Raw genomic sequence first — 24031 nt, 5'->3', positions numbered from 1 at the left:
GTAGAGTTTTACGCAGTATCAGACGCAGAACCAAGAGGAGGCCCATGTGGCGCACTTCGTGATCATGGGTTGTGGCCGTGTCGGGGCAACCCTGGCACACACGCTCGAGGACGCCGGGCATTCGGTGGCCATCATCGACCAGGATGACCGCGCCTTCCGGCGGCTCCGCACAGGATTTTCCGGACGGAAGGTCACGGGGGTCGGGTTCGACCGCGAGACGATGAAGCGCGCCGGCGTCGAGGAGGCCTATGCCTTCGCGGCGGTTTCCAGCGGCGACAACTCCAACATCCTCGCCACCCGGGTGGCGCGGGAGACCTTCCACGTGCCCCATGTGGTGGCCAGGATCTATGACCCGGGCCGCGCCGAAATCTACCAGCGCCTCGGCATTCCCACGGTCGCCGCGGTCCGCTGGAGCGCCGACCAGGTGCTGCGCCGCATCCTGCCCGAACAGCACATCGCCGGTGACTTCCGGGAGCCCTCGGGCCGGCTGGTGCTCGCGGAGGTTGACCTCAACCCCGACTGGATCGGGCACCCGATCTCCTCGATCGAGAAGGCGGCCGGCATCCGGATCGCGTATCTGACCCGGTTCGGTGAGGGCATGCTGCCCGCTGCCGCCACGTCTTATCAGGACGGCGACACTGTCCACGCCATGCTGAACGTGGACCGGAGTTCCGAGATCGGCCACATTCTCGCCAAATCCCCCGCCAAGGAGTCCTGAGTGAAAGTCGTCATCGTCGGTGCCGGAAGCGTCGGGTCCTCGATCGCCCGCGAGTTGTTGGCCCATAAGCACGAAATCCTGCTGATCGACGAGAAGCCGGAGGTGATCGGCCGGAGCGGGCTGCGCGGAGCCCACTGGCTGGTCGGTGATGCCTGCGAGCTGAGCACGCTGCAGGACGCCAAACTCGAGGACGCCGACGTCGTGGTCTCCGCCACCGGTGACGACAAGGTCAACCTGGTGGTCTCGCTGCTGGCGAAGACGGAATTCGGTGTCGGGCGTACCGTCGGCCGGGTCAACAACCCCAAGAACGACTGGATGTTCGACGACTCCTGGGGCGTCGACGTCGCGGTCAACACCCCGCAGCTGATGACCGCGCTGGTGGAGGAGGCGGTGGAGATCGGCGACCTGGTGCGGCTGCTGACACTGCAGACCGGGGTGTCCTCGCTGGTGGAGTTCACGGTCCCGCACGACTCGCATGTGATCGGGCTGACCGTGGGCGATGTCCAGTGGCCCGAGGACGCCACCCTCGTCGCGATCCTGCGGGACCAGGCGCCCATCACGCCGAGCCGCGACGACGTGATCGACGGCGGCGACGAACTGTTCTTTGTCACCACGATCGCGGCCGAGGACGACCTCCGCGCCCTGCTGGCGCCCGAATCCCCGCTGGAGGACCAGCACCCGGTGACCTCGGACCAGCACGGCCACGGCACCCAGCCGGCCGGGGACGACGGCTTCGACGGCTAGAGCAGTTCCGCTCCCAATAGTTGCGCTATCAGATATGGCCGTTCCCGAAGTCTGGGAACGGCCATATCTGATAGCGCAACGGGTCAGTTGGCCTCTGGGGCTGCGGCGGGCACCGGGGCCGGCCGGGTGATCAGCCAGGCAATCCAGATGCCGAGGATGTACAGCGGGGCGCCCATGATGAGCCTGGTGGTGGCGAGGGCGGCGAGGCCCTGCTCGCCCATGAAGTAGAGCGGAACCTGCACCACGAGCCGCAGGACCAGCACGGCAACGATCACCCAGGTGCCGATGCTGTACGCCCTGATCCGTTTCGGGTCCTTGCGCCATTCCAGGCCCTCGTTGCGGATGAAGCCGAAGAGCAGGCCGGCGATCGGCCAGCGCACGGCCACAGAGATCGACATTGCCAGGATGTAGCCGACGTTGGTGAAGAACCCCAGGACGTAGAAGTTCTCTGCTTTGCCGGTCGAGGTGGCCAGCCAGGCGGAGAGGCCGACGCCGATGAAGCCGGCCAGAGCCTGCGTCAGTGGTTTGCGCTGAACCAGCCGGGCCACGGTGAAGACGGCGGCCACCGCCAGAGAGGCCGTGACGGCCATGGCCAGGTTTTCCCGGTCGATGGTGAAGGCAATCAGGAAGACCAGGCCCGGGAGGATGCTCTCGGCGATGCCCTGGATGCCGCCGGCGCTTTTCAGCACGTCGATGTTGCCGTTGCTCGACCGGTGCAGGCCGGCCTTGGCCGCGTAGTCCCCGGCAAGCTGGGCGACGGTGGGCGCGGCGGTTGTGGGCTGGGCGGTTGTGGGCTCGGAGGTCACGGGTGCGGAAATGTCCCGGCCGCCGTCCGCGGATTCCGCCGGCTCGTGCCGGTCGGTGTCTTGTTGAGGCCGCTCCGGGCGGTCCCGCTCGGGGTGTTCGGGCAAGGTCATTGCTCCTCCTGGCGGGAGAGTATTTCGTAGCGTGGGTTGAAGATCGTGGGCAGCCCGTCGCGGATGGTGACCATGCCCTCGAGCCGGAGCTCCGTTCCGGCGTCGACGCCAGGGATCCGGCGCCGGCCCAGCCATACAACGCGCAGCCGCTCCTTGGGACCGGCCGGCCGCTGGCGCTGAGCGCCGGGGCGCACCCGGTGGGTGGACACGCCGCTGGCCGGCAGGGTGCTGGCCGGCAGGCTGCTGGCCGTCCCGGCACCGGAGCCGGCTTTGACACCGAATCCCGGGAAACGGCTGACGGGCGCAGGAACGTCGTGATCGATCAGGATCGCAATGAAGGAGGCCACCTGGTTGGCGGGCACGTACGTGACGGACTCGATGAAGCCGTGGCACAGCACCCGCCCGCGGTCCGGCAAGTCCCGGACGGACATGGCGGCGGTGGATTTTTTGCCGGCGGCATCAGCCAATCTGGGTTATCTCCGGTCCGCGTTCGGGCTGTTCGAATTCCGGGGCCGCCTGCGGCGACGGTGCAGCGGCGGTGTCCTTGGGCAGGCGCAGCTGCAGCAGGTCACGCGGCGGCATGGGGTTCTCGCCGCGGACCACGACGATCTTCCGGAAGAGCCCCTCCAGCCCGGCCGCCGCGTCGCGGTCAAGGGCTGCCTCGCCGCCGAAGACTCCGCGGAGGAACCAGCGCGGGCCATCGACGCCGATGAAGCGGGCCACGCGGTAGCCCTGGCTGCCGTCCGCGCCGCCGGCGGGAAGCTTCGCCACGAGTTCGGTGCCGAAGCTGCCCTCGACTTCCTCGACCTGGCCGCCCTGGCTGCCGACCGACTGCCCGATCTGCTCACGGATTTCATCCCACAGGCCCTCGGAGCGAGGGGCGGCGAAGGCCTGCAGCTGAAGGCTCGAGCCCTCCAGGTCCATGGTGACGGCGACGACGCGCTGGCTCGCCTCTTCAACCTCCAAGCGGAGCTGGAGTCCCTCGCGGGGCGCGATCAGCAGCGCACCGAGGTCCACGTACCCGTCCTGGTCGTCGATTTCCGCGACGTCGAAGGGCCCCGTCGCGGCCCGGCCGGCGGTTTCGGCAACGTTCCCGGCCGGTGTCGCGGGGGCGTCACCAGCAGCTTCTGTGGCCACAGCGTTCTGGTCCGTATCGGCCCCGGTCGGCTGCTCCTGTTTGGCTTTCCTGCCGCGCCCAAAAACCATGGGGTGTCTCCTTCAGTTGTGATCCTGTACCGCCGCCCGGCGCCGTCCTGGCGCCTGTCCGCGTGGCCGCCCGCTACCCCGCGGCCGGCTCCTTATTTCGTGCATCATTGCCTGCATGTGCTGCAGTGCCTGCGGCACTGCTTAAACGCAGTTGACTCCCGTGGTGTTGCCGGGGCCTGCGCTCAGGCCGGTCCGCCGAAACCGCCGGTGGAGCCGAAGCCTCCCCCGCCGCGGACGGAGCCGTCGAGCTCCTCGACCGGGAGGAACCTGGCGTACTCCACGCGCTGAATGACCATTTGTGCAATTCTATCGCCGCGGCGGAGCTCAATCGCCTCGTCCCGGTCCGTATTGAGCAGTGTCACCGCGATTTCACCGCGGTAGCCGGCGTCCACTGTCCCCGGGGCGTTCACCACCGTGAGTCCGTGCTTGGTGGCGAGGCCGGACCGGGGGTGGATCAGCGCAACGAATCCATCCGGGAGCGCAATCGAGACGCCTGTCGGGACGAGGCGGCGCTCCCCCGGCGCGAGGACGACGTCCTCGCGGGCGCGAAGGTCAGCGCCAGCGTCGCCCGGGTGCGCGTACGACGGCGGCTCGAGCCCGTCGTCGAGCATTTTCAGTTGTACCGTCAAGGTGGGCGTTCCGTAGGCTGCGTCGCTGGCCGTCGGTGCGGCACTGGCGACGGCGGTGTTTTCTTCAGTCACAGTCCCTCACTCTAACGCCCGCAAGGAACATCGTCCTAGCCGCCGCTGGCCTGCCCGGGCACGCCGCCCGCGGGACTGGTGCGCGGTGGATGCGGGTTGATCCGGGTTGTTCCGGGTTGATCCAGGGCTGGAGCCGGGCGGGGCCGAGGTGAAATAGCCCGGGAAAGATGAAAAGCTGTGCTTATGCCCGAATCCAGCGCAGCCGCGCCTGCCCCGAAGAGCGCCCCGCGCGACTCCACTGCCCTTTACTCCGAGAAGCTTTGGCCGAACTTCTGGATCTGGCTGGTCGCGGCGGGGTTCTCCAGCGCCGGGATCCTCATGCTGGCGCCCATCAGCATCTGGGCCGGTATCACCGCAGCGATCGTGCTCTTCGTCATCATCTCCGTGCTGCTGGTCCTGTCCACGCCGTCAATCACGGTCACGAGGACCACCCTGAAGGTGGGCAGGGCCACGATTGAACGCGGATTCCTGGGCAAGGCCACGGCGTTCCGGGGCAAAGAAGCGACGGCGGAGCGGGGCACCCGGCTCAATGGGCTGGCGTTCCTGTGTATCCGCGGCTGGGTGGATCCGGTGGTCCGGATCGAGATCGAGGACCCCTCGGACCGCACGCCGTACTGGCTGGCGTCCAGCCGCCACCCGGAGCAACTGATCGCCGCGCTCAACGCTTAGTTCCCACCGCCCCCTGCACGGCTCTCCCCAAGTCCCGGAGGGCACCTCACGTCGCCTCCTCCCCGGTCCCGAAATGCGGGCCCGGGATCGGGGGTCCTGGTCAGGGCTGCCGCGTGCCTAGCCCTCGCAATCCTTGCAGTACTTAAGGCCGTCCTTTTCGCGGGCAATCTGCGAACGGTGGCGGACGAGGAAGCAGGAGGCACACGTGAATTCGTCAGCCTGGGCGGGCAGGACCCGGACCAGCAGTTCCTCCCCGGACAGGTCTGCGCCGGGAAGTTCGTAGCCTTCGGCGAGGTCGGACTCATCTTCATCCACCACGGCGGAAGGCTTCTCCGTACGCCGCGCCTTCAGAGCCTCAATCGAATCCTCGCTGAGGTCTTCTTCGGTCTTACGCGGCGCATCGTAATCAGTCGCCATTATTTGTTGCTCACACTCCGCATTCGTTCGATTGATTTGCCGTTCCTGGGTGGCCCGCCGGGATGGTAACCCTGGGCTCCGGGAACGGTTCACCGTTGTAACGCCGGACATGCGGTTTTTGTGCCCGGTGTCGGGTCATTTTTGCTTAAGCGCCTCCCGAATGCCAGAGCCCACCGGTCTCCTCGCCCCGATCTCTCCCGCAGACCGGCAAAATCCGGCGGAAAGTCGCGTAAAGTCGCGGAAAATCACGGCGCGCCTGCCGTCCTAACCCGAAATGCGTCCGGCTGGTGGCAGAGTTTCGATTGTTAGTAATGCCAGGGTGGAGGATTTGTATGCAGGATCTACGGCTTGTAGGCGTCCACGACGACGGAGAGCATCTCCTGTTGAGTGGCACCGGCGGCGAGATGTTCCAGCTGCCGATCGATGAAGCACTTCGGGTGGCAGCCAGCCGGGCGTCGGCGAAGACCGCGTCCAGCGCGGCCGCACCCCCTATTGCCATGTCACCGCGCGACATCCAGACCAGGATTCGCAACGGGGCCACCGCCGCCGAAGTGGCGGAACTGTCCGGAATTCCGCTGGAGAAGGTCCAGCGCTACGAGGGCCCGGTCCTGGCCGAACGCGAGTACATCGCGCAGCAGGCCCGCAAGGTGGAGGTAGCCTCCCCCGCCCCGGGCCACGACGCCTACCGGTCGGTGTTCGGTGAAAACCCGGCGTCCCTCAGCGACATGGTCGAGCACCGGCTCAGGGCCTACGGAGTCGAGCCCTCAACACTGGAGTGGGATTCCTGGCGACGTCCCGACGGCAGCTGGAACGTGGTGGCCCGCTTCGAGCCCAAGCCCGGCGGCCCGGCCGGAATCGGCGAGGAGCCGCCGGCCCTGTGGACCTTCCACCCCGCCCGGAAGACCCTGCAAAACGCCAACCGCTGGGCCCAGCAGCTGAGCGAACTTGAGCCGCTCGAAGGCCCCGTGCCGACCCGGCGCCTTACGGCCGTCTCCGACCGGCCCTTCGACTTTGAAACCGATGCCGAGGCCGCGGCCCGCACAGCGACCGGCCAGCACAGCATTATTCACCAGATGCTGCTCCAGCAGGACAGGATCCACCAGGAACAAGACGCCGACGGGCTGCTGGACATGCTGCGTTCCCGCCGCGGCCAGCGGATCGGCGTGGACGAGGACGCGGACGACGCCCTTGCCACGCTCCTGACCACCGGCGTCCCCGCGGCCCACCCCCGTCCCTCGGAGGTCCCGGAAACACCCGGGCTTCCGGCAACTGTGGAGCCGGATGCCATCCCCGAATCGGCTGCGGAGAACGATCCCGCCCCGGCCGAGACCAATCCAGCCCTCATCACCCCCGGTCTGCCGGACGTTCCGGCAGTGGAGGCGGCCGCCCCGTCGGAAACCGACCCCTTCACGCGACGGCGCGACGGCAGGCCCTCGATGCTCTCGCGGCTGAGCCTCGCACCGCGCCTCCCGGAGGAGGACGATGCCCTGAAACTGCACGACGGCGTCAGCACCGAGACCCGGGAAGTCACCATCGCGGCCTCGCAACTGCGCCCGGCCCCTAAGAGCGGCCCGACGGCGAGCCCGGGCCTGGATGAATTGATCGGAGGCGGAACGTCCCGGCGGCAGCACCGCGAGTCCCACGCCGCTGCCCGGAACGAAGCCGGAACGGACCAGCCCGAGCGCCAGCCGGCCAAGCCGAAGCGCTCCAGCGTTCCGAGCTGGGACGAAATCGTCTTCGGAACCCGCAACGACCAATAAGAGCCGGGCGCGCGTTTCCGGCAGGGATTTCAGTCCCGAATTTCAGGCAGGAAATTCAGGCAGGAATTTCCGTCCCGATTTTCAGGCAGGGATTTCAGTCCCGAATTTCAGGCTGGGAACGTCAGCCGCGGGGCGCTTTTTTACCGTCGGCCTGGAAATAGAGCAGCGGGACTTCACGCTCAGCTTTCGTCAGGGAACCGTGCTGGCCCACGACCTCAAGGGCAGTGGGCCGGACCCTGCGTGTATCGTAAAGCGCCAGCGCGTCCCGGGCCGCGATCATGACGTCGCCAATCCGCAAGGCGGCCTCGGCCCTCACGTCGCCGAACAGGCCGCCCGCGATCGCTTCCTCACGGGTAAAGGCCCATATTCTGTCCCCGAAACGGGACCGCCAGTTGGCCAGCAGGCGGCCGCGGGCGGCGTCGTCCGTCCTATCCTCTAGGTAGAGGTGGACCATGCGCGGCTCTCCGGCGGTGTGCCGCACCCCGGCGAGCAGCGCCGGCTCCGCGGAGTAGTCGATCCGCTGCGATTCGGGCACGTCCACCATTCCGTGGTCCGCCGTCAGCAGCACCGTGGTGCCGGCCGGCAGGGTGGCGTTGAGCCGGCGCACCGTGGCATCAAGTTCTTCCAGCTGGTGCTCCCACTGGGCTGACTGGCAGCCGTGGCGGTGCCCGGCCTTGTCGAGCTCATTGACATAGAAGTACATCAGCGAGGGACCGGCGCCGGCCATGGCCTCGGCGGCCGCTTCGGTCCGGGCGTGCGACGTGGTTCCGGTGAGGAAGCGGCCTCCGCGGAGCGCGGCCTCGGTCATGGCCGAGGTGCTGAACTGCGGCAGGCTGACCGTCGTCACATCGACGTGTTCCGCGGCCCGTTCGAAAACGGTGGGGAACGGCTGCCACGTCCGCGGGTCCACGCCGGCGTCCCAGTTGCCCAGCATGTTCACTACCCGGTCCTGATCCGGATCCAGGACGTCATAGCCCACCATGCCGTGCTGGCCCGCCGACAGTCCGGTGCCGAAGCTGGCGAGGGATGCCGCGGTGGTGGACGGGAACGCCGAGTCCAGCGACACGGGCACCTGGCCCTGGCCGGCCTGCTGGACCGCACGCAGGAACGGGGTGTGGGCGCTCTTCTGCTTCAACAGGTTCCGGCCCAGCCCGTCGGCCAGCACCACACACACGCGTTTGGCAGCCGGAAGGTTCAGTTTGTTCTCAAACCCCGGGACTCCCAGGCTGGCGGCGGCGCTGGTGAGCACCTCGGCGATGGAACGATGTCCGAACGCCGGGGCGGGCGGGAGCGGGGACGGACCAGCACCGGCGGCCAGCGGAACGGCCGCGGCGGCGCCGGCGGCCAGGGAGGGAGCCAATACCGGGACTGGCAGCTGATCTTCGGCGGGCTCAGGCTGACGGAAATGGGCCATGTCAGCGCTGGTGGCCGCGGCTGAGGCGGTTTCCGAACACGCCCATCCGCGGTCGGGGCGGCAGCCCGGGCCCGTTGTGCGGGACCGGCGCCGCGGAGCCGGTGTTCACAGCGCGGAGGGCGCGGGCGAAGAGCTTGGCGTCTTGTACGGCCTGCAGGCCGTCCGCTTCGGCGCTGATGCGCAGGACGATGTCTTCCTGGGCAATGGTGCCGCTGTAGCCGTGATCGGCCTCGCACTGCGGGTCCCCGCAGCTGGCCGGACCCATGTCGAGGCGCTGGCCGCCGGACCATGCAATGGACAACGTCAGCTCGCGGACAGGGTCGGAAGGCTTGTAGTCCTGCGGCTGGGCGTAGACATAGCTCAAGACCACGGAGCGGATCTGGGTGACGGGAACGGACTCGGTGGACACCTGGGCGACGGTCTGTTCGCCGGCCTCGTCGAGCTGCTGGTCGTCGACATGGGTGATGACCAACATGTCGTCGGTCAACACCAGGACGGTGATGTGGCGGCGGACCTCGGCCCGGTCGAAGTGTGTCTCGAGATGTACGAGGTGGGCCACGCAATCGCGGCCATCCAGGGCATCGGCGACGACGTCGGCCACGAGCCGGGGGTAGAAACCGGCCTGCTGGAGGGCCCCTTCCAGGCTCTGGCCCTGCGCACTGTGGTCATGGAGGCCGTGGTGGTGCGCGGTCTGGCGTGCGGGGGCGGTCGCCAGGGGCTTGGGTGCTGGAGGCTGGGTGCTCATAGTCTCCATTTTCACAGATCAGCATGGGACTTGCTAACTGCCGGGCCCTGGACGCGGGCTGCAGCCGGGGAGGTTAGACCCTAACTGCGCATCGCCCGGCGCGCACTGTCGGTCCGCTGGGCGGCGTTCGCGATCCTGACATCGGCGGCCAGGATCGAGGCACCATCGGGCCCGGCGAGGACGGGATTGAAATGCACCAGCGCGATCTCCGGATGGTTGTCCTTCAGCCTGGTGAGGCGGGCGGCGAGGTCCTCGAGTGCCGCGACGTCGACGGCGGGCAGGCCCTGGTAGCCGAAAAGCTTCCGCGACGCACGGGGCGCCCGGACGAAGTCGTGGACGTCGGAGCCGGAGAGCGGCGGCACGCGGTGGGCCCAGTCGTCGAGCAGGTTCACGGCGTCTCCGGCCAGGCCGAAGGAGATCACCGGCCCCAGCAGCGGGTCTTCGATGGCCCGGAAAGTGCAGGCCTGCCCCACGGGTACCATGGTCTGCACTTCCAGGGACGGCGAGCCGTACCGCTCGAGCGACTTGCGCATCTCCAGCACGTTGCGCCGCAACGAATCGGCGTCCTGGATGTCCAGCCGCACACCTCCCAGGTCCAGCCGGTGCCGCAGTGCCGGGTCCGTGGTCTTCAAGGCCACAGGCCAGCCGAGCTGCCCGGCCGCGGCCACGGCCTCCTCCGCCGTCTCGAACCCGACGGACGGGACCAGCCGGATGCCGTAGTGGCCCAGCAGCCGGGCGGCCGTGTCCTGGTCCAGCCGGACGAGCTGCTCGCCGCCCACATCGCGCAGCAGCAGCTCCAGGTCCGCCCGGGCGGCCTCCGGGTGGCACCCTTCGGGCTCCACGAACAGTCCCTGGTCCCGGTCCAGCCACTGGGCGTAGCGCACGACGGCGGCAAGGGCCGCGACCGCCGCACCCGGGTTGGAGTAGCACGGGACCGGCGGAGCGGGCGCGGGCTGGTGCTGCTGTTCAGGTTCGGCGCCGACCATTCCCTCCACATAGATGGAGGGATCAAGGATTCCGCTAAAGGCGGCAACCACCGGCTTGCCGGCCGCCGCGGAGCATTCGGCCAGCACTCCGGCGATCTTTTCGACGGTGAGACCGTGCGCCGGCAGCAGCGCGACCACCGCGGCGTACACCGTGTCTGCGGTCAGGGTTTCCTGCAGGCTCCGGCGCAGGGCCGGCAGCGCCCGGGACATGCCCGCGTCCAGGTCCACGTCTGTCACGATCCGTTCCACGCCGAGCCCCTGGCGGGCGGCACTGTCTGCTACCACCTTGCCAAGGGCGCGCGAGTTGCTGAAGACGGCGATTCCGGGGCCCCCGGGCAGCGGCTGGCTCGAGACGATCTGGGCGACGTCCATGAGCTCTTCGATGGTCTCGACCCGGATCACCCCGGCCTGCCGCATCATGGCATCCAGCGCTTCCGAGGGAGCCTGGGTGGTGCGGACGGAGTGCCCGGGCGGCAGGTTCAGGCCCATGGCGTCGGACTTGGCCACAATCACCGGCTTGGTGCGGGCCAGCCGGCGGGCCAGCCGGGAGAACTTGCGCGGGTTGCCGATCGATTCCAGGTACAGGCCCACCGCCGTGGTGTCGGCGTCGTCTTCCCAGTACTGCATCATGTCGTTGCCGGAGACGTCGGCGCGGTTGCCGGCCGAGAGGAAGGTCGAGATGCCAACCCGGCGCCGGCTGGAGGCCGCGTAGAGCGAGACGCCGATCGCGGCCGACTGGCTGAACAGCCCCAACCCGCCGCGACGGGCCAGGGCCGGTGCCATCGAGGCGTTGAGGGACACGGCCGGGTTGGTGTTGACGATGCCCAGGGACGCCGGGCCGATCACGCGCATGCCGTTTTCTCGAGCCTGCCGCACCAGTTCGCGCTGGCGCGCCAGGCCGCGTTCGCCGTCGTCCGCGTACCCCGCGGTGGCCACCACGATTCCCTTGACCCCGGCGGCCGCGCATTCCTGGACCACCTTGGGGACCTCGTCGTACGGGACCGCGATGATGGCGAGCGTGACCGGGCCGGGAACCTCGGAGAGCCGGGCGAAGGAGAGCATGCCGGCCAGTTCCAGGGCCTCCGGGTTGATCGCATAGACCGGGCCGCTGAAGCCGCCTTCGATCACGTGCTCGAGCAGCTGGTAGCCCACGGTGCCCCATTTGCGGCTGGCTCCGATCACGGCCACGGACGCCGGAGCGAGCAGTTCCTGGATGCTGCGGGCCTCGGCGCGGTGCTCGCGGGATTCCATCACGGCGCGGGATTTGTCGGTGGGGTCGATGTTGAACTCGAGGCTGACCACGCCGTCGTCGAAGTGACGTTTGACGTCGTAGCCGGCGTCGGAGAAGACCATGAGCATCTTGCGGTTCTCCGGAAGCACCTCGGCGCTGAACTTGCGGATCCCGTTCTCGCGGGCCGCCGCGGCGAGGTGTTCGAGCAGGATCGAGCCGATGCCACGGCCCTGGTGGGCGTCGGCGATGTTGAAGGCGACCTCGGCCTCGGCCGGGTCATCGAGCCGGTCGTAACGGCCGATGCCCAGGATTTCGCCGCCGATGGTGATCACCAGGGCCACCCGGTCCTTGTAGTCCACCTCGGTGAAGCGCTTGAGTTCCTTGCTGGAAAGCTTGGACTTGAAGGCGAAGAAGCGCATGTAGATGGACTTCTGGGACTGGCCCACGTGGAAGGCCTGGACCGCATCTGCATCGGAGGGGTGGATGGGGCGCACATGCGCCGTGCCGCCGTCGCGCAGGACAACATCGGCTTCCCAATATTCCGGATATACGCCGTCCGCCGGCTGATCCACCATAGGCTTAGCCTAGTCATAAACTTACGCAGTACCCGTTCAGCACCCCTCAGAAGGATCCACCAGCCTTATGGCACGCCGCCAAACCACGCCCCCGGCAGGGGAACCCAGCCACGATTCCGCAGGAAAATTCGTTGAGAACATCGTCGATATCGATGTCACGTCCGAGATGGAAGGCTCATTCCTCGAATACGCCTATTCGGTGATCTATTCGCGGGCCCTTCCCGACGCCCGCGACGGCCTGAAGCCCGTCCAGCGGCGGATCCTCTACATGATGTCCGACATGGGGCTGCGCCCGGACCGCGGCCACGTCAAGAGCGCCCGCGTGGTGGGCGAGGTCATGGGCAAGCTGCACCCGCACGGTGACGCCGCGATCTACGACGCCATGGTGCGGATGGCCCAGGACTTTTCCCTGCGGCTGCCGCTGATCGACGGACACGGTAACTTTGGCTCGCTCGACGACGGCCCGGCGGCCCCCCGCTACACGGAAGCCCGGCTGGCGGCCGCGGCCCTGACCCTCACCGACCACCTCGACGAGGACGTCGTCGATTTCGTTCCCAACTACGACAACCAGCTGACCCAGCCGGACGTGCTGCCGGCCGCGTTCCCCAACCTGCTGGTCAACGGCGCGACGGGCATCGCCGTCGGCATGGCCACCAATATGGCCCCGCACAACCTGGTGGAGGTCATCGCCGCGGCCCGGCACCTGATCGACAACCCGGACGCCACGCTCGAGGACATCATGAGGTTCGTCCCCGGCCCGGACCTGCCCACCGGTGGCCGGATTGTGGGCCTGGACGGCATCCGCGACGCCTATGCCACCGGCCGCGGCTCCTTCAAGACCCGGGCAAAGGTGGACATCGAGCAGCTCTCGGCCCGCCGCACCGGCCTGGTGGTCACGGAACTGCCTTACATGGTGGGCCCGGAGAAGGTGATCGAGAAGATCAAGGATGCCGTCAACGGCAAGAAGCTCACCGGCATCAGCGACGTCGTGGACCTCACCGACCGCAAGCACGGCCTGCGCCTGGTCATTGAGCTCAAGAACGGCTTCAATCCCACTGCCGTGCTCCAGCAGCTCTACCGCTACACCCCGATGGAAGACTCCTTCGGCATCAACAATGTGACGCTCGTCGACGGCCAGCCGCAGACCCTCGGGCTGCTCCAGCTGCTCTCGGTCTACGTGGACCACCGGATCAATGTGGTCCGGCGCCGCACCGCCTTCCGGCTGGGCAAGAAGAAGGACCGCCTGCACCTGGTCGAGGGCCTCCTGGTCGCGATCGTGGACATTGACGAGGTCATCCAGATCATCCGGTCCTCCGACGAGGTGGCCGAGGCCCGTACCCGGCTGATGTCCATCTACGATCTCTCCGAGATCCAGGCCAACTTCATCCTGGAACTGCGGCTGCGGCAGCTGACCAAATATTCGCGGGTCGAGCTGGAGAAGGAGCAAGAGGAGCTCCGCCGGGAGATCGCGGAGCTTGAAGCGATCCTGGGCTCCCCCGCGCTGCTCCGTGCCCTGGTGTCCGACGAACTCGGCGAGATCGCGGAGAAGTACGGCACACCGCGCCGGACCGTCCTGCTGGAATCCGAGGCCGTCTCCCCCACCGTCGCCGCGGCACTGGGCGCAGCCGCCGGGGCCAAGGGCAAGGCCGCACCGCTGGCCCTTGAGATCGCGGACGATCCTTGCTGGGCCATCCTCACCGTGTCCGGGCAGATTGCCCGCACCGCCAACCAGGACAGCCTGGCCGAGGCCGGACCGCGGACCCGGCATGACGTCTTCTCCTCCGTGGTCAAAACCACCGCCCGCGGCGAGATCGCCGCCGTGACCTCGCAGGGCCGCATGCTGCGCCTGCAGGTCATGGACATGCCTGTGCTGCCGCCAACCTCGGGTACCCCCAACATGGCCGGCGGGGTAGCGGCCAAGGATTTCATCACTCTGCTCAAGGGGGAATCGCTGGTGGCCTTCGCGCCGCTGGACCAGGTTCTGGCAATCGGAACCGCCCAGGGCGTGGTCAAACGGGTGCAGCCGGACTATCCGCTGAACCGCGAAGACTGGGAAGCGATCGCGCTCAAGGACAAGGACACCGTGGTGGGCGTTGCCCCCGCCGGGTCCGACGACGACGACCTCGTCTTCATCACGCGCCAGGCCCAACTGCTGCGTTTCAGTGCCTCCGCCGTCCGCCCGCAGGGCCGGACCGCCGGCGGCATGGCCGGGATCAAGCTGGCCGCCGGGGACCGGGTGATGTTCTTCGGGACCGCCAGCCCCGCTGACGCCGCCGCCGTCGTCGTGACCATCGCGGGGACGGAAGGCGCGCTGCCGGGCACAGCCCCCGGGGCCGCGAAGGTCACCGCCCTGGCCGAGTACCCGGTCAAGGGCCGGGCGACTGCCGGGGTGCGGGCACACCGTTTCCTCAAGGGCGAGGACACGCTGCTGCTCGGCTGGGCTGGGCACGGGCCGGCCAAGGCGTCCTCCCTGGCAGGTGTGGCGCGCTCACTCCCCGGCGAGCATGGCCGCCGCGACGGCTCCGGCATTCCGCTGTCCCAGGCGATCGACGCCATTGGACCCAGCATGGCGTGGTCAGAGGACCCGGAAGCCGGCAACGACACGTAGGACCGCGGACGAACGAAATCCGGCCGGCGGCGCTGTCGCGCTCCGGCCGGGATTCGTGATCCGGCGTTGCCTCCGGCGATCTCAGTCCCGGAAGCCTTGCCCGCATCCTGTGGGCCGGCGCTAGGGCATGTGGTTGAGGCTCAGGATGTTGCCCTCCGTGTCCAGGAACCACGCGGCCGAGCTTCCGTCCGGAGTGGTGGCGATGCCGTCCTCCGTTTTTAGGCCCGGGAAGTCGTATTCCTCGAAGACGACTCCCTTGGCCCGGAGTTCCGCAACGGCACCCGGAAGGTCATCGACCACCCAGCCGATCTGCGTGTTCTTGGCCGTTCCGGCATTGGGCGTCTGGTACAGGAGGAACCCGGTACCGCCGCCGCACTTGTACTGCAGGTTGTCCTCGGCATCCGCGTTCTCGGGTTCGAGTCCGAGCTTATCGCGGTAGAAATCCCGTGCACGGGCGATGTCCGCTGCCGGTAGCACTGCGCCGACTTGCTTGTCCTTGAGCATGGCTATTCTCTTTCCAGGCCCGCCCCCCGGAAGGAATGATACTCCTCCACATCCCCCACGTACCTGAGAAACCGCGACGCCGATTTCCTTGGCCGGCGGGGCACGGCCGGGCATGCGCGCACTCGATATCCGTGAGTGCGTGTAGCTCGAGGCTCCCGGACGGGGAGGCCTTCGGACTCTACCGGGCAGCCGGGGTCGGCCCAAGAATCGGAATAGCAATGGTCTGAGGCGAAAGGGCACCGGTCTTGATGTGGGGCTACGGCATGAATATGGCCTGGATGTGGATGTGGGGCATACTCCTGCTCATCGGCATAGCGCTGCTGGTACTGGTCGCCGTGCGCATGTTTGCCGGAGGCGGCAGTCACAGCGGGATGCAGGGACCGCAGGGGCCCTACCCGGGCAGGAGCCGGGCCCGGCAGATCCTCGATGAACGCTTTGCCCGGGGTGAACTGACGGCGGAGCAATACCGCGAGCAGCTAAAGGTTCTCGGCGAGGACCAATAGTGCTCCCAATGAGCCGCCGGAACGCGCTCCTGCTGGGCGGCCTCGGCACGGCAGCCGTAGCCGCCGGCGGAGCCGGGCTCTGGTGGACGGTCAGTTCCCGGTTCGCGTCCGTCGCGGGCGGAGACTTCACCGAGCCGAAGCAGCTGCGCAGCAGCAACGGACAGTTGCAGGTCCGGCTCGAAGCGTCAGCTGGCTCAGTGCAGCTCGGCGGCCAGCAGGCCTCGGCGCTTGGCTACAACGGCGGAATCCCCGGCCCAACCCTGCGTTTGAGGGGTGGGGACGTGTTCGCCGTCGAGCTGGTCAACAGCATGGACGTCCCGACAAACCTGCACGTCCACGGACTCCACGTTTCACCCCAGGGCAACGGAGACAACGTTTTCAACGTCGTCGAGCCCGGCCACTCGTTCCGCTACGATTACCGGCTCCCTGCGGATCACCCGCCCGGCGTGTACTGGTACCACCCCCACCATCACGGCATGGTCGCCGATCAGATTTTCGCCGGCCTGTTCGGTGCGATCATCGTCGAGGACGCACAGCCCGTGGACGTCAGCCGCGAGCGGGTGATGGTCGTCTCTGACATCACCCTGGACGGCTCCGGAACCGTCGCCGGCCCCTCGCCCATGGACCGAATGCTCGGCCGGGAAGGTGAACTTGTCCTGGTCAACGGCCAAAGCAACCCGAAACTTTCCGCCCGGCCGGGCGAGCGTGAGCGGTGGCGGATCGTGAACACCTGCGTGGCCCGCTACCTGCAGCTGCGCCTGGACGGGCAGCAGATGCAGCTCCTCGGCATGGATTCCGGCCGCTTCCCCACACCCCGGAACGTGGACGAGGTGCTGCTGGCGCCGGGCAACCGTGCAGATGTCCTGGTCACAGCTGTCGAGGGCGACGCCACTCTCGGTGCCGTCTACTACAACCGTGGCGGCATGGCCGGCGTGATGGGACCGGCAGGGCCAGCCCCCAACGGCGCGCAGGGCATAGGGGACCTCGTGCTGGCGACCCTCTCGGTCTCCGGCGCCCCGGCCGCTCCTCCTCCGGCGGTGCCGGCCCGGCCCGCAGCGGCAGACCTGAGGACCGCGGCCGTTGCCGCTCGCCGGCAGCTGACCTTCGCCGTCGGCGGTATGGGGATGGGAATGACTTTCACCATCAACGGCCGTGAATTCAACGCAAGCCGGACGGACACCACCGTGGCCGCGCAGACGGTGGAGGAGTGGACCCTGATCAATCCCAGCCCGATGGACCATCCTTTCCACCTGCACGTCTGGCCGATGCAGATCATCGAAGAACAGAGGCAGGCGCCGGGCCAGCCCGTCTGGCGTGACGTCGTCAACATACCCGCCAACGGACAGGTGCAGGTCCGGATCCACTTCAAGGATTTCACCGGCCGCTCCGTGTACCACTGCCACATCCTGGACCACGAGGACCAAGGAATGATGGGCGTCATCGAAGTCCGCTAGCCCAGCGGGAGCAAGTATCCCGACGACGGCCCGGCCAATGCGCAGCCTGTAGCCTTAACCTGGCTACCGTCCAACACTGCCAACCGGAGGGAGAATGCCATGGCCGCAGCTTTCATGGGCCATGCCGCAACCGCCCTTCGCCGCGGATTCCTGCTAGTGGGCCTGCTGGCGGTCATGGCTGGATTCCTCGGGATGCACATCATGACCGGAATGCATGGCGCTCATGCCATGACCGCGGTGACATCCTCCGCGGAAACGGCGGGGTCGTCTTCCCGGCCGGAGACCAACCTCGCACCTCATCCGGCCGCCCATGCCCTGCAAGAGCGCACCATGGGCCATGACTCCGTGGCTCCGCGCCCTGCGACCCCAGCCGGTCCCGACCTGACGGCCGACAGCCGGGCCGCTGCCCCAGCGGCTTCGTGCGTATGCCAATCGAACTGCGCCGACGCTGCGTCAATGCACTCGGTCTGTGTGCCCTCGGCGGCAATGACGTCCCTGGCCGCGCCCCCGCCTGGCACGGCACCGGCCTCAATGCACAACCCGGACACGCACGCCGACGCCGCCGTCTGGGCCTACTGCTATCTCCCCGCAAGTCCTTCACCGGGCGATCTGTCCATCAGCCGGACGTAAGACGGGATCGCGCCGTGTCGTGCCCGGCGTCCCTACTTACCCGACACGCTCCATCCCGTTCTTCCAGCGGCGCGGGCGTGTCATCCGCAGGCGTGCCACGACGCCGATTGATGATTGAAGGACTTGACCCCATGAAGAAAACCCTGACCATTTCTGCCACAATTTCTGCCTTCGGCATTTCCGCCGCCATCGCCCTTGCCGGCTGCGCCGGCACCTCCGGAAGCACACCCACTAACACCATGCCGGGCATGGTCAGCGGCGGCATGGGCATGGCATCCAGCTCAGCCCCCGCAACCGCAGGCCACAACGCGGCAGACACCATGTTCACCCAAGGGATGATTCCGCACCACGCCCAGGCCGTGGAAATGAGCGACATGATGCTCAGGAAACAGGGCATGGACGCGCGGATCACCGCACTCGCCACCAAGATCAAGGCCGCACAGGCACCCGAAATCGCGCAGATGACGGGCTGGCTCAAGACCTGGAACGAACCCACCCAGATGGCGTCCGGCCATGGCATGGGCGACGGGATGATGGGCGACGACGACCTCAAGACGCTCGACGCCGCCCAGGGCAACGACGCGGCCAAGCTGTTCCTGGCCCAGATGATCGCCCACCACGAGGGCGCGGTGATGATGGCCAAGACTGAAAGCAGCCAAGGCAAGAACTCGGACGCCATCAGCCTCAGCAAGGCAATCGTGACCGCCCAGGAAGCTGAAATCCAGGAGATGAAGGACCTGCTGGCCAGCCTCTAGCAGCGTCCCGGCCCCGGTCCGTCTTCGGACCGGGGCCGTCAACTGGGCGGCCACGGCCGACGTCGTCAAAGCATCGGCCGACGGCGGTGCTGCTTTGGCCTCGTACCTGGGTGCCGCACCGGCTGCAGCGACGGGTCGGGATGCCCGGCGGAACAAATGCACCTACACTGCTGGAATGCCTATCATTCCGGATTCCAAGGACTGGACTTGGGTCCTGTCGCGGCCCTGCCCCGAGTGCGGTTTCGATGCCTCCGCCGCGACCCCGGCCACGGCGCCGGGGATCGTCATCAGCATGCTCCCGCGGTGGCGTGCAGCCCTCCGACGTCCGGACGCGACGGAACGGCCCAACGAGGCAGCGTGGTCCGTCCTCGAGTATGGCTGCCACGTCCGGGACGTCTTCACGCTTTTCGATCACCGCCTGTCCCTCATGTTGTCCGAGGACGATGCCCGGTTCGATGACTGGGACCAGGACAAGACGGCAATCGAGCAGGACTACGCCAACGCCGATCCAGCCCAGGTCGGCGTCGAGTTGACGGCCGAGGGCGAGCAGATTGCAGCGTCCTTCGCACGGGTAACGGAGGAGGATTGGGTCCGCTTGGGGACCCGGAGCAACGGCTCAGTGTTCACTGTCCTGACCTTCGCGCAGTATTTCCTGCACGACGTCGTCCACCATCTCCACGACGTGGACGGCTAACGCGAAGAACCAGCGCGCGGACGGCCGGCGGGCAGGCGCAGGTCTGCGGTTCCCCGAGGCGGCCCCTACGGCGCTGCCGGCTGAAGCTCCTTGTCCCACGCCATGCTCCGGTTGACGGCCACATAGCCCATCTTGATGTAGAGCGCGAGGGCCCCGGTCGGGTTCTCCGAGTCGACATCCAGCGAGGCCACGTCCATGCCCGCGGCCGCGAAGCGGCGCATGGCATCGGCCAAAAGCACCTGCGCGATGCCCCGGCCACGGTACTCCCGCCGGACGCCGAGGAGCTCCGTGTAGCCTTCGCGGAAGCCGCGGGTCAGGGCGGCCCCGACGTCGTGGGTGGCCAACTGGTACCCGGCCACCGTGCCGGTAGAACGGTCCAGCACGACGCCGCTCAGGTCCGGCCGGGCCTGCGGATCATTCACCACAAAGCCCCAACCCTCCTGGTCGCGGGGCTCGCTGCCCCAGTGGTCCCGGAATGCCGCGTTGTGCGCCAGCCGCACCGGTTCATGCAACTCCGGCCCAAAAGTGACGAGCTCCAGTCCGGGGTCCAGGGAGGATTCAGGCACAGCCTGGTTCAGTGGCCGGTGCATCTCGTTGTAATAGCGGACAACGCCGTAGCCGGAACCGGCGAACAAGGCGGCCTGGTGCTGGTGCTGCTGCTCGGTATGGAGCCGCAGTCTCGGGCGCGGGACGTCCCCGGTCCCCCCGGCATCGCCGGCCGCCAAAGCTGTGCCGGCATCCCCAACAGTTCCGGCCGGCCGTGCGTCCTCGGCAAAGCGGTCCCTGGTCCGCTGTTCCATCCAGCCCAGCAGCGAGGTGCCGATCCCGCTCCCCTGCCACTCGGGGTCAACGCAGCCGGAGCCGTTCGCCTTGTCACCGTCGCGGTTCTTGGTGATCCGGCCGTAAGCCCGGGCAACGCCCTCCGGATCGAAGCCGATGATGGTGTTTGCCGTTGCCGGGTTATTTTTCGACTCCAGGATCTGTTCCAGATCCGCCTGGCGCTCGAACCAGACGGGTTGCTCGACGGCGGCCGTGCGGGCAATCAGCCCGGCCCACGCGTCGAGGTAGCGGCGCTCCGCCGGCCGCCAGGACAGCCGGGGATCGAGTGCGGGCCGGGGGTGGAGCTCGCCGTTGCGGTTCATGGCAACAGGCTAATAGGCGGGTTACCCGCGCGCCAGCACGGCTGCCGCCGCTGGACCCTCGCCCGCGGCGCCCACGGCGGCAGCCGCGGCTGCGGCGTCCAGGTCCAGCCTGGTGTCCGCGGCGTCGATATCGTCCGGGTTGTGGGTGACCAGGACAACGGTCCGGTCGCGCAGCCCGTCGCGCAATTCGGCGAGCATGAGCCTGCCTGACTCCGCATCGAGGTGCGCCGTCGGTTCATCGAGCAGGATGACGTCGGCCCCGGTCATGAGCGTGCGCGCAACGGCCAGGCGCGTACGCTCTCCGCCGCTGAGGAAGGCCCCGCCCGGGCCGATCCGGGTGTCCAGGCCGGCCTCAAGCCGGGCCAGCATCGGGCCGAGTCCGACGGCGTCGAGGGAAGCCCGCATTTGCTCGTCCCCGTTGGCCACCACGGCGCCGCCGGGTCCACGCTGCGCACTGTCCGTCCTGGCGGGAGCTGGCTCCGGCCGCGCCAGGAGAAGGTTGCCGCGGATGGTCGAATCGAACAGGTGTGCCTCCTGCGGGCACCAGGCGGCGCGTCCGCTCAGGTACAGGTGGCCGCCGGCCGCCGGCAGGAACCCCAGGACCGTGGCCAGCAGGGTCGATTTGCCGGAGCCGGAGGCGCCGGTGACGGCCAGCCAGCGCCCGGGGCCGGCCTCGGCCGTGAGTCCGCTGAAGACATTTCCGCCGCCAGGCCACGCGGCAGCGAGGTCCACGAGTTCAATCCCTGGCCGGCCGCCGGGGCGCGAAGCCACGGGCACCAGTCCGCCCGTTGGGGCGCCGCCGTCCGCGTCACTGTCCGCCCCGGCCTCCAGGACTCCCGCCGCGCTGATCCGCCGCATCACGGCGCGCAGCGCGGGATACTGTCGCACGGCCGTGGTGATGGCCGCGTAAGGGTCCACCAGGGCCAGCTGCACGAGGACGACGACGGCAACAGTCTCCGGTTTGACCGCGCCGCTCAGGGCGAGCGGGGCGGCCAGCACTGCGCTGGCCAGGGCGGCCCCGGCACAGGCCAGGACGGTCAGGGCCTGGCCGAGACCCTCCGCCCATGCCGACCGTTGTGAGGCTGCCGTCGCGGCCCGGTCCGCCCGGCCAATCGCATTGAGCACGGGGGCGCTGACGCCGTTCGCGTGCAGTTCCGCGCGGGCGTCCAGGGCTGCGGCAACGTGACGGAGCACGCCGGAACGGAGGCTTTGTTCGGTGCCGGCAGACATGCGGTCGGCGGCCAACGCCAGGGCGGGGGCAACGACGATGCTCAGCAGCGCTGCCGCGGCCACGGCAGGCAGCGCAGCGGGAAGCAGCAGTCCGATCCCGGCCACTGCGGCCGCGGCGACAGCGACGGCGGTCACGGGCGGCAGCACGACGCGGGGCAAAAGCTCGCGGACCGTGTCGACGTCGTCCACCACCGTGCCGAGTACGTTGCCGCCCTGCAGGAGCCGGCGCAGGGACAGCGCCCGGCGGCTCAGCGACTCCCAGAGCCGGCCCCGGAGCCGGGTCAAGGCGGCGAACACGGCATCGTGCAGCAGCAACCGCTCGGAGTACCGCAGGCACGCCCGGCCGACGCCGAAAAACCTCACGCCGACGATCGCGGTGAGCAGGTACAGGATGGGCGGCTGTTCACTGGCCCGGATGATGAGCCAGCCGGACAGCCCCGCGAGGGCGACGGCGAACAGGGCCGCCAACGTGCCTACGGCTCCGGCGGCGGCGAACCGGCCCTTGACCGGGGCCAGCAGGAGACGCAGCTGGGCAGGGACCGAACCGGACGGGCCGGCCGCGCCGGAGCCGATTGAGCTGACCGAACCGGCGGCCGCGGCAGGAGCGGGGCCGGTTTCGGGGCGGCCCGGGGCCGGATCCGGGGTCGGGGTTGGGTCCGGGGTCTGGCTTTGGCCCGGCGCCGCGGCGTCCACGAGGAAGGGCGCCCGGGTGGCCGCCGCCTGCACGCCCGGCTCTCCCCCGGCGGATGCCGGCAGTGGCGGGACGAGGGCCGGAAGTTCACCGCCGTGGTGGCCGCCGGCTCCCGGCGTAACCGCGACGAGAGTGTCGGCAAGGTCCCGGGTGTGCCGGTCGTGCGCAACGAGCAGCACGGTGACCTTTCCCCGGAGCCCGGCGAGGGCCCGATTGACCAGTGTGGCCGATCCCCGGTCCAGATGGGCGGTGGGTTCATCCAGGAGCAGTACGCGGGCGCCGGCCTCGATCCTCGCCAGCCCGCGGGCCAGAGCAACCCGCCTCAGCTCCCCCGGGCTCAGCTCGGCCGGGTGCTTGGCCGCCAGGTGCCCCGCGCCCACGGCTGCCAGGCACCGCTGCGCTGCCGCATCGGCTTCCGCGCCCGCCTCGGTGCCGGCCGTGGCGGCGTCGGCTTCGTCGGCGGGAACGCCGAGATACAGGCGGATCTCGTCCAGCACCGTGGAAGCCAACATGACGGGATGCTGTGGCACCCAGGCGAGATCCGCCGTCGTGAATCCTCCGAGGCGTCCGGACACGGCGGTCCCTGCATCCGTCCCGATGGTCCCGGCGAGGACTCCGAGCACGGTGCTCTTGCCGGCGCCGCTGGCACCGTCGAGTGCCGTGATCTGGCCGGCGGCGGCGGTGAAGCTCAACGGTCCGACGGCGGCGTCCGTGCGTCCGCCGAAGCGGACGGTCAGTCCGTCCACGGTGACGGCGGGCGGGCCGGCAGCAGGAACGGAGGCCGGCGTCGGATCCAGGGGCGCAGCTCCGGGATCCGCGAGGACCGCTGTGGTTTCGGCGAGCGCTGCCCGGCCGTCGTCGCTGGCGTGGTGTGCGGTGCCGAGCTCCCGGAGCGGAAGGTAGCAGTCGGGAGCGAGGATGAGCGCAAGCAGCCCTGCCTCAAGCGCCATGTCGCCGTTGACCAGGCGGACGCCGATGAACACGGCGACGACCGCCACGGAAATCGTCGAGATGAGCTCGAGGGCCAGGGCGGAAAGAAAGGCCGTGCGCAAAGTCCCCATGGTCCGGGAACGATATTCCTCGGACATGTCCTCCAGCGCCTGGCGCTGGGCGGAGGCCCGGCCCAGGCCCACGAGGACGGGCAGGCCTTTGGCGAGCTCGAGCATGTGCCCGGAGAGCCGTGCCAGCGCGGACTGGGCGTCCCTGACACGTTCCTCGGTGTACCGCCCGATCAGGATCATGAACAGCGGCACCAGCGGCACCGTCAGCACGATCACCACGGCGCTGACCCAGTCGGCGAACAGGATGCGGGCGCCCAGCAGCAGCGGAATGGCCGCGCAGTTCACCAGCGCGGGCAGGAACTGGGTGTAGTAGCTATCCAGGGCGTCCAGCCCCCGGGTGGCCAGCACGGCGAGGCCGCCGTCGGCGGGCCCGGCAGACCGCGTGCCGTTCCTGAGCGCCTGCTCCAGCAGTTGCGAGCGCAGCTCCTCCTTCACTCCGAGCGCCGCCCGGCGTGAGGCCACGGACTGGCCCCACACCGTCAGTGAGCGCAGCACCGCCCCCGCGGCGCCCAGAACCAGCTGGTCTGCCCAGGCGGTGTCATGAGCGGCGAGCCCGGCGAGCATCGATGCCACAGCCTGCGCCATGAGCACGAGCGAGAGGGCTTTCAGGGCGGCAAGCAGTCCCAGCAGGTAGAGGGCGGAACGGGTCGAGGGGCCGGCGGGGAACGGTCTCATC

Annotated in this window: 21 protein-coding genes; 10 read left to right on the top strand and 11 right to left on the bottom strand. The window is 68.7% G+C overall.

Annotation, left to right across the window (positions count from 1 at the left end; all coding sequences use genetic code 11):
- The first annotated feature begins 46 nt into the window (after positions 1 to 46).
- Together AC1DDH_RS11100 and AC1DDH_RS11095 are read left to right on the top strand one after the other, a co-directional pair.
- On the top strand, positions 47 to 718 hold the full coding sequence (locus AC1DDH_RS11100; RefSeq protein ID WP_079553719.1) for a potassium channel family protein: 672 nt from the start codon (positions 47 to 49) through the stop codon (positions 716 to 718).
- Positions 719 to 1462 carry a potassium channel family protein gene (locus AC1DDH_RS11095; protein ID WP_018772421.1) on the top strand — a complete coding sequence of 248 codons (744 nt, stop codon included), beginning with the start codon at positions 719 to 721 and terminating at the stop codon, positions 1460 to 1462.
- An 83-nt stretch (positions 1463 to 1545) separates the two neighbouring features.
- Here AC1DDH_RS11095 and AC1DDH_RS11090 read toward each other — a convergent pair whose 3' ends face one another.
- From AC1DDH_RS11090 to dut, 4 genes are all read right to left on the bottom strand, one after another.
- Positions 1546 to 2379, bottom strand: a complete 834-nt coding sequence (locus AC1DDH_RS11090; RefSeq protein ID WP_476886941.1) for a DUF3159 domain-containing protein — start codon at positions 2377 to 2379, stop codon at positions 1546 to 1548.
- Entirely contained in the window at positions 2376 to 2846 is a 471-nt protein-coding gene (locus AC1DDH_RS11085) for a hypothetical protein (protein WP_476850470.1), read from the bottom strand. Before AC1DDH_RS11085 ends, AC1DDH_RS11090 begins: the two co-directional genes overlap by 4 nt.
- Positions 2839 to 3585: a DUF3710 domain-containing protein gene (locus tag AC1DDH_RS11080; RefSeq protein ID WP_476886942.1), complete on the bottom strand. Its 747-nt coding sequence runs from the start codon at positions 3583 to 3585 to the stop codon at positions 2839 to 2841. The genes AC1DDH_RS11085 and AC1DDH_RS11080 overlap by 8 nt, the downstream gene beginning before the upstream one ends.
- 182 nt (positions 3586 to 3767) lie before the next feature.
- Positions 3768 to 4286 carry a dUTP diphosphatase gene (gene dut, locus AC1DDH_RS11075; RefSeq protein ID WP_230010969.1) on the bottom strand — a complete coding sequence of 173 codons (519 nt, stop codon included), beginning with the start codon at positions 4284 to 4286 and terminating at the stop codon, positions 3768 to 3770.
- A 183-nt stretch (positions 4287 to 4469) separates the two neighbouring features.
- On the opposite strand from dut, the gene AC1DDH_RS11070 reads away from it, so the two are divergent.
- A complete protein-coding gene (locus AC1DDH_RS11070; RefSeq protein ID WP_223917074.1) occupies positions 4470 to 4955 on the top strand; it encodes a DUF3093 domain-containing protein in 486 nt (161 codons plus the stop codon).
- Between the two features lie 117 nt (positions 4956 to 5072).
- Here the strand turns inward: AC1DDH_RS11070 and AC1DDH_RS11065 are convergent, their stop codons facing one another.
- Positions 5073 to 5372 (bottom strand): DUF4193 domain-containing protein, encoded by a 300-nt coding sequence (locus AC1DDH_RS11065; protein ID WP_018772415.1) that lies wholly within the window; start codon positions 5370 to 5372, stop codon positions 5073 to 5075.
- A gap of 332 nt (positions 5373 to 5704) precedes the next feature.
- On the opposite strand from AC1DDH_RS11065, the gene sepH reads away from it, so the two are divergent.
- The gene (gene sepH, locus AC1DDH_RS11060; RefSeq protein WP_476886943.1) at positions 5705 to 7132 is read left to right on the top strand and encodes a septation protein SepH; all 1428 of its coding nucleotides are present in this window, start codon (positions 5705 to 5707) and stop codon (positions 7130 to 7132) included.
- A 121-nt stretch (positions 7133 to 7253) separates the two neighbouring features.
- Here the strand turns inward: sepH and AC1DDH_RS11055 are convergent, their stop codons facing one another.
- The 3 genes from AC1DDH_RS11055 to AC1DDH_RS11045 all read right to left on the bottom strand — a co-directional run bounded on the left by AC1DDH_RS11055 (position 7254) and on the right by AC1DDH_RS11045 (position 12083).
- On the bottom strand, positions 7254 to 8480 hold the full coding sequence (locus AC1DDH_RS11055; RefSeq protein ID WP_476850477.1) for an alkaline phosphatase family protein: 1227 nt from the start codon (positions 8478 to 8480) through the stop codon (positions 7254 to 7256).
- Positions 8481 to 8547: 67 nt separating this feature from the next.
- The gene (locus AC1DDH_RS11050) at positions 8548 to 9291 is read right to left on the bottom strand and encodes a DUF5998 family protein (RefSeq protein ID WP_223917079.1); all 744 of its coding nucleotides are present in this window, start codon (positions 9289 to 9291) and stop codon (positions 8548 to 8550) included.
- Positions 9292 to 9371: 80 nt separating this feature from the next.
- The gene (locus AC1DDH_RS11045; protein ID WP_476886944.1) at positions 9372 to 12083 is read right to left on the bottom strand and encodes a bifunctional acetate--CoA ligase family protein/GNAT family N-acetyltransferase; all 2712 of its coding nucleotides are present in this window, start codon (positions 12081 to 12083) and stop codon (positions 9372 to 9374) included.
- Between the two features lie 67 nt (positions 12084 to 12150).
- On the opposite strand from AC1DDH_RS11045, the gene AC1DDH_RS11040 reads away from it, so the two are divergent.
- Positions 12151 to 14691, top strand: coding sequence for a DNA gyrase/topoisomerase IV subunit A (locus tag AC1DDH_RS11040; protein ID WP_476886945.1), 2541 nt, complete (start codon positions 12151 to 12153; stop codon positions 14689 to 14691).
- 120 nt (positions 14692 to 14811) lie between these two features.
- Here the strand turns inward: AC1DDH_RS11040 and AC1DDH_RS11035 are convergent, their stop codons facing one another.
- Entirely contained in the window at positions 14812 to 15195 is a 384-nt protein-coding gene (locus AC1DDH_RS11035; protein ID WP_223917085.1) for a VOC family protein, read from the bottom strand.
- A 263-nt stretch (positions 15196 to 15458) separates the two neighbouring features.
- Here AC1DDH_RS11035 and AC1DDH_RS11030 point away from each other — a divergent pair, with 263 nt between their 5' ends.
- From AC1DDH_RS11030 to AC1DDH_RS11010, 5 genes are all read left to right on the top strand, one after another.
- Entirely contained in the window at positions 15459 to 15698 is a 240-nt protein-coding gene (locus AC1DDH_RS11030) for an SHOCT domain-containing protein (RefSeq protein WP_476948104.1), read from the top strand.
- An 8-nt stretch (positions 15699 to 15706) separates the two neighbouring features.
- Positions 15707 to 17152 carry a multicopper oxidase family protein gene (locus AC1DDH_RS11025; RefSeq protein WP_476886946.1) on the top strand — a complete coding sequence of 482 codons (1446 nt, stop codon included), beginning with the start codon at positions 15707 to 15709 and terminating at the stop codon, positions 17150 to 17152.
- 99 nt (positions 17153 to 17251) lie between these two features.
- A complete protein-coding gene (locus AC1DDH_RS11020; protein WP_476955442.1) occupies positions 17252 to 17782 on the top strand; it encodes a hypothetical protein in 531 nt (176 codons plus the stop codon).
- A 131-nt stretch (positions 17783 to 17913) separates the two neighbouring features.
- Positions 17914 to 18537: a DUF305 domain-containing protein gene (locus tag AC1DDH_RS11015; protein WP_476859814.1), complete on the top strand. Its 624-nt coding sequence runs from the start codon at positions 17914 to 17916 to the stop codon at positions 18535 to 18537.
- A gap of 175 nt (positions 18538 to 18712) precedes the next feature.
- Positions 18713 to 19231 (top strand): DinB family protein, encoded by a 519-nt coding sequence (locus tag AC1DDH_RS11010; RefSeq protein ID WP_476850461.1) that lies wholly within the window; start codon positions 18713 to 18715, stop codon positions 19229 to 19231.
- A 65-nt stretch (positions 19232 to 19296) separates the two neighbouring features.
- Here AC1DDH_RS11010 and AC1DDH_RS11005 read toward each other — a convergent pair whose 3' ends face one another.
- Both AC1DDH_RS11005 and cydD read right to left on the bottom strand, forming a co-directional pair.
- Positions 19297 to 20373: a GNAT family N-acetyltransferase gene (locus tag AC1DDH_RS11005; protein ID WP_476955441.1), complete on the bottom strand. Its 1077-nt coding sequence runs from the start codon at positions 20371 to 20373 to the stop codon at positions 19297 to 19299.
- 21 nt (positions 20374 to 20394) lie between these two features.
- Positions 20395 to 24030 carry a thiol reductant ABC exporter subunit CydD gene (gene cydD, locus AC1DDH_RS11000; RefSeq protein ID WP_476955440.1) on the bottom strand — a complete coding sequence of 1212 codons (3636 nt, stop codon included), beginning with the start codon at positions 24028 to 24030 and terminating at the stop codon, positions 20395 to 20397.
- Position 24031: the final 1 nt, after the last annotated feature.

The organism is Arthrobacter sp. 10T425, assembly GCF_056393985.1.
Note: the sequence above shows the minus strand (reverse complement) of the source record. Positions and strands in the feature narration are given on the sequence as shown.